Here is a 4,340-nt window from a genome sequence, read left to right on the forward strand (position 1 = left end):
AAACAGGCCAATCCGGTTGCCGGCGGTAGCTAGTCATGTCATCAAACTTCCGCAGTTCGGCTCGGTGCACGCACAGTTCTTGGGGCGTGTCAAGCCATTGCTCGTTTAACTCAGACATCAGAGCGCACAAACGAGCGCGGTCTAGTTTCGGCCCGGTGTCCCCAAAATAAGCCAGAGTAATGTGTGCCGTAAAATGATATTGCTGTTCAATTCCTAAACCAATTAAATCGGGATTTTGATAGATCGATCGGCGAAACTCTAGAATTTGCTTGTAAGAGTTTTCGTCCGTCGGTGCCAAACACACACCTACAGCTCTAGTCATCACCATCAACCCCAGCACGATCCAGCGAATCGGGGGGCCGCCCGCTAAGGGTTTGCAGGCGGCAAAAGGATCTTTCATGCGCTCCCGCAGTTGCTCCTCAAATTCGGGATTTTTCTCAGAGGCATCTTGAAAAGCGCTGCTCCAAATCAAATCAGCCACGGTTAAATGGAAGCTATCAGGAGGCAGTGCTACGATCGCACCGTCCGCGATTTCCTGCAATAGCCGTTGTTGGACTGAGTGCAAATTACTGTAAAGTGCAGTATTTTCTGCATCTTCCCCCGCAGGTGGCGTAATCACCGAATAACCCGGAAAAGCTACAGGATTTCTCCCACCGTCTGGATCGGGCTTAAATTTTGGAGATTCCTGAATGTGTTCCACCTGGGACTTGTAGGAGTCGAGCAGCGTCATTCGCGCCACCCGATTTACGTAAGCTTGATAAGTATCATCCAATCTTGATTTCCTCGCGGTGAAATACTCCCACACCAAATTTTATATTATGGTGCGGGCTTCCAACAGTCTGATTCACGATATGTTGGACAAACCGATCGTCCCAATCAATTTTTTTCGGGTTCTGAGCGTTAAATATGCAATTTTACCTGTTTTGGGGAGAAGACGACTTTGCGATGGCGCAAGCAGTCACCAGTTTGCGCTCCTCTGCCCTCGACCCCAACTGGGCTAGTTTTAACTATGACAAGATTATTGCCGATCGAGCTGACGCTGTGGTCGAAGGACTCGATCGAGCCTTAACACCGCCCTTCGGTACCGGCAGCCGTTTTGTCTGGCTGGCAAATACGACTGTAACGCAGCAGTGCTCTCCAGAACTGCTAGCCCAATTGGAACGTACGCTGCCGGTGATTCCCCCTACCACCCTGTTCCTGCTGACATCCGTCAAAAAACCAGACAGCCGACTCAAATCTACCAAGTTACTGGCCAAGTCCGCCGAATTTCGAGAATTTTCGCCGATTCCGCCTTGGAATGACAAAGAATTAGCGCAGCGGGCGAGGCAAGTTGCTAGCGAAATGAACGTCAAATTGACCGCCACAGCGATCGAACTTTTGGCCCAATCCATTGGTAGCGATACCCGCGGACTCTACAGCGAACTGGAAAAATTGCGCCTGTTTGCAGGCAACCGCAGCCAACCTCTCAATCCCGAGGAAGTGGCAGCATTAGTCCACTGTCACGCCCAGAATACCTTCCAACTAGCCGATGCGATTCGCGAGGGCAACACGGGAGCTGCTTTAGAGTTATTGGCAGGCTTAGCGGCCCGGAACGAGCCTGGTTTGAGGATTGTGGCAGGCTTGACCGGTAAGTTTCGGATTTGGCTGTGGGTCAAGGCGATGATCGAAGCGGGCGATCGGGATGATAAAATTGCTCGAGATCTAGACCTGGGCAATCCCAAACGCATATACTATTTTCGCCAAGAAGTCAAGAACGCCAGCTTAGAAAAACTGCAAAAAAGTTTGCCTTTGCTCCTAGAGTTAGAAGCTTCTTTAAAACGAGGCCGGGAAGAAATCTCAACTCTGCAAACCAAAGTTATAGAACTTTCTAGCTTGTTTCGCTGATGTTCTCTCTGAGGAATGAGAATTAAATAACTTGCAATCTTTATTGTTCTTGTGGGATGGGCTCTCCCGCCCATCCCACAAACTTGTCTAAATTATTTAATTCACGATCCTTACCAGCATCCGCCGCACGAAGCGTCCATTTGAGATTTTCGATTTGAGACTTCGGCGCCATAGGTTCGGTTCTCCGGCTCTCACCGCGCGAACTCGTTGCCACCTCAACTGCCAAACCGTCCAAGTGTCTAACAATGTCAGATTTTAGCTCAAGCAGCATTGATCCCCGCACTCTACCTCACAAGGTGTCTGGTTGAATGGCAGCGAGGCAAAAGATCCCTAAGTGATTTACTAATCATAGCGCTAACAAATCCTACCATTCAATGTATGCCATACATTCCACTCAGAAAAGCAGTCGAATTTCTGGGTTTGCATCCGAACACGCTAAGGAAATACGCAGACGAAGGCAAGATCAAAAGCATCAGGAACGAAGTAGGGCAAAGACTCTACGATGTCGAATCCTATCGTTGCCGTGCAACTATAACTGCCATTATTTGCTATTGCAGAGTCAGTTGGGCTAACCAAAAAGACGACCTGGCAACACAAGTCGAATTTATGCGAGAACGTTATCCTGAATCAGAAATCATCCAAGATATTGGTTCAGGACTCAACTTCAAGCGGAAAGGACTGCAAGCCCTATTGGTCAGACTTATGCGAGGCAATCGGCTCACAATTGTTGTTGCCTGTAGAGACAGGTTGTGCAGGCTCGGATTTGAACTATTCGAGTTTATGGCAAAACAAAACGGTGGAGAAATCGTGGTTCTCTCAAGTCCTCTACACTGCCATGAGTCCCAACTCACAGCGGATATTCACGCCATCCTTCACGTCTTCTCTTACAGAATGGATTCCTGGCCGAGTGACCGCAAAAAATCATAGAAGATCCCAATCTTCCCAAACCCTGAACAAAAAGCGTAGCAGAAGCAATGGTTTGGTCTCAGTCGTTTTGTCTGCAACACGACCATCAAATACTTGTCGCAACCGGGAACAAAAGCGCACTGGATGGCAATTAAAACTGAAATTCTTCACCGCTTGCCCAACTCGGCAAACTCTGTGCCTTTTGAGATTGAATCGATTGCCATTAAAAATGCTTGTTTTGCAGTCAAACCTGCCAAAAAAGGATTCAGCAAAGATAGACATACTCGCAACTGTAAATTCCGCACTCCCCAAAACCCAAGACAGTCAATTTTTGTTCCCAAAACTGCGATAAAACATTGTTCCATTTATACCAATATCATAAAATGTTGCTACATTTATTGTGTCGATTTTAGACATAGAATTTTTTCGGCAGACATCGTATCTGTAGCGATACTTTATGAGATTGGTATCAGCGACACGCTAGAGACATCAACGCAGCTATCAACATCAGAAATCAAGAGCTGGGGATTTTGGCATTGGGAACCAGCGTTACCGCTTAACAGAGGCAATGTAAGACTAAAATAGTACGGGCGGGCGTAAGTCCACTGCTGCCCTTGGCTGCTGCCCTGGAAGCGAGAAGCCCACACTCGACAGATGCAATCTGAGAGCAGCAACTAAAATCTCAAATTTTGGGAGTCCGCCAGGAGTGTAGGAAACTTGTAACCGTTTTTGGGCGGGATCGCTGTAAATTTTTACAACGAATTTTGCTTGCGCCTATGTGCTCGCTCCCCGCTCGCAGGTCAAAAGGTGTTGAATAGATACGAGAAATCGTCTCAGAATGCCACAGTAGAAGTTAATGTGGTAAATAAATATTGTCCGCCGCCGAACGCCGATCGGTTAATATTATTTGCCGGCTCTCCACCCCCCCCAAAACAAAAGAGCGCTACCCATGACACAACAGAACCTGCAGGAACTTCTCAAGCAGGGCGATCCAAAAGCGATCGCATCTAGCATCAACCGTACACTCAAACCCAAAGGCATCAACGCCGATGTAACCCGGGACAACGACTGCCTCCACATAATTTTGGAGTCAGACAAAGTGCCGAGTCAAATGGCATTGGTCGATTTCATCCGCAACGGGATGACGAATTTGGGAGTCGAATCAATTCACACTGTCAAAGTTTACGGGCGTCGAACAGGAGACGGCTCGGCTGCGTGGGAAGAAGAAATTAATCTGATGCCCGCAGAGCCGCTTTACGCCTCCGAGAGTGGAATGCCTGATGACTCTGTAGGTTTAGATGATGTCGAGCCTGAAGACGAAGACTATTATCAAGAGGCAGAATTCGATCGAGATGACGACGAGGAAGACGAAGAGGAAGACGAAGACGAAGAAAAAGTCCCGCCTCCGAAAAAACAATTCCCCAAATGGGTAATACCTGCGGCTATCTTAGTGCCTCTGGCGGCGCTCGCAGGGCTGTTCTTTACTGGAAATTTCCCCTTCGGCGGTGGCTCGAACCCAGAACCCAGCGCCCCCGAAGCTGCTTCCCCCT

At 48.3% G+C, this 4,340-nt stretch carries 5 protein-coding genes and 1 pseudogene; 4 read left to right on the forward strand and 2 right to left on the reverse strand.

Annotation, left to right across the window (positions count from 1 at the left end):
- A partial coding sequence (locus IQ270_RS28590; protein ID WP_193976507.1) for a DUF1868 domain-containing protein occupies positions 1 to 730 on the reverse strand: 730 nt, incomplete at its 3' end.
- Positions 731 to 906: 176 nt separating this feature from the next.
- Here IQ270_RS28590 and holA point away from each other — a divergent pair.
- The gene (gene holA, locus IQ270_RS28595) at positions 907 to 1,884 is read left to right on the forward strand and encodes a DNA polymerase III subunit delta (protein ID WP_193976503.1); all 978 of its coding nucleotides are present in this window, start codon (positions 907 to 909) and stop codon (positions 1,882 to 1,884) included.
- Positions 1,885 to 1,924: 40 nt separating this feature from the next.
- Here the strand turns inward: holA and IQ270_RS28600 are convergent, their stop codons facing one another.
- Positions 1,925 to 2,155, reverse strand: coding sequence for a hypothetical protein (locus IQ270_RS28600; RefSeq protein WP_193976504.1), 231 nt, complete (start codon positions 2,153 to 2,155; stop codon positions 1,925 to 1,927).
- Between the two features lie 107 nt (positions 2,156 to 2,262).
- On the opposite strand from IQ270_RS28600, the gene IQ270_RS28605 reads away from it, so the two are divergent.
- The 3 genes and pseudogenes from IQ270_RS28605 to IQ270_RS28615 all read left to right on the forward strand — a co-directional run.
- Entirely contained in the window at positions 2,263 to 2,811 is a 549-nt protein-coding gene (locus IQ270_RS28605; RefSeq protein WP_193976505.1) for an IS607 family transposase, read from the forward strand.
- A 123-nt stretch (positions 2,812 to 2,934) separates the two neighbouring features.
- Complete coding sequence (locus tag IQ270_RS28610; protein WP_193976506.1) at positions 2,935 to 3,375, forward strand: hypothetical protein; 441 nt, start codon at positions 2,935 to 2,937, stop codon at positions 3,373 to 3,375.
- Between the two features lie 364 nt (positions 3,376 to 3,739).
- Positions 3,740 to 4,340: pseudogene (locus tag IQ270_RS28615) on the forward strand (hypothetical protein); the annotation flags it as partial.

It is taken from the genome of Microcoleus sp. LEGE 07076 (assembly GCF_015207455.1).
Taxonomy (GTDB): Bacteria; Cyanobacteriota; Cyanobacteriia; order Cyanobacteriales; family Microcoleaceae; genus Microcoleus.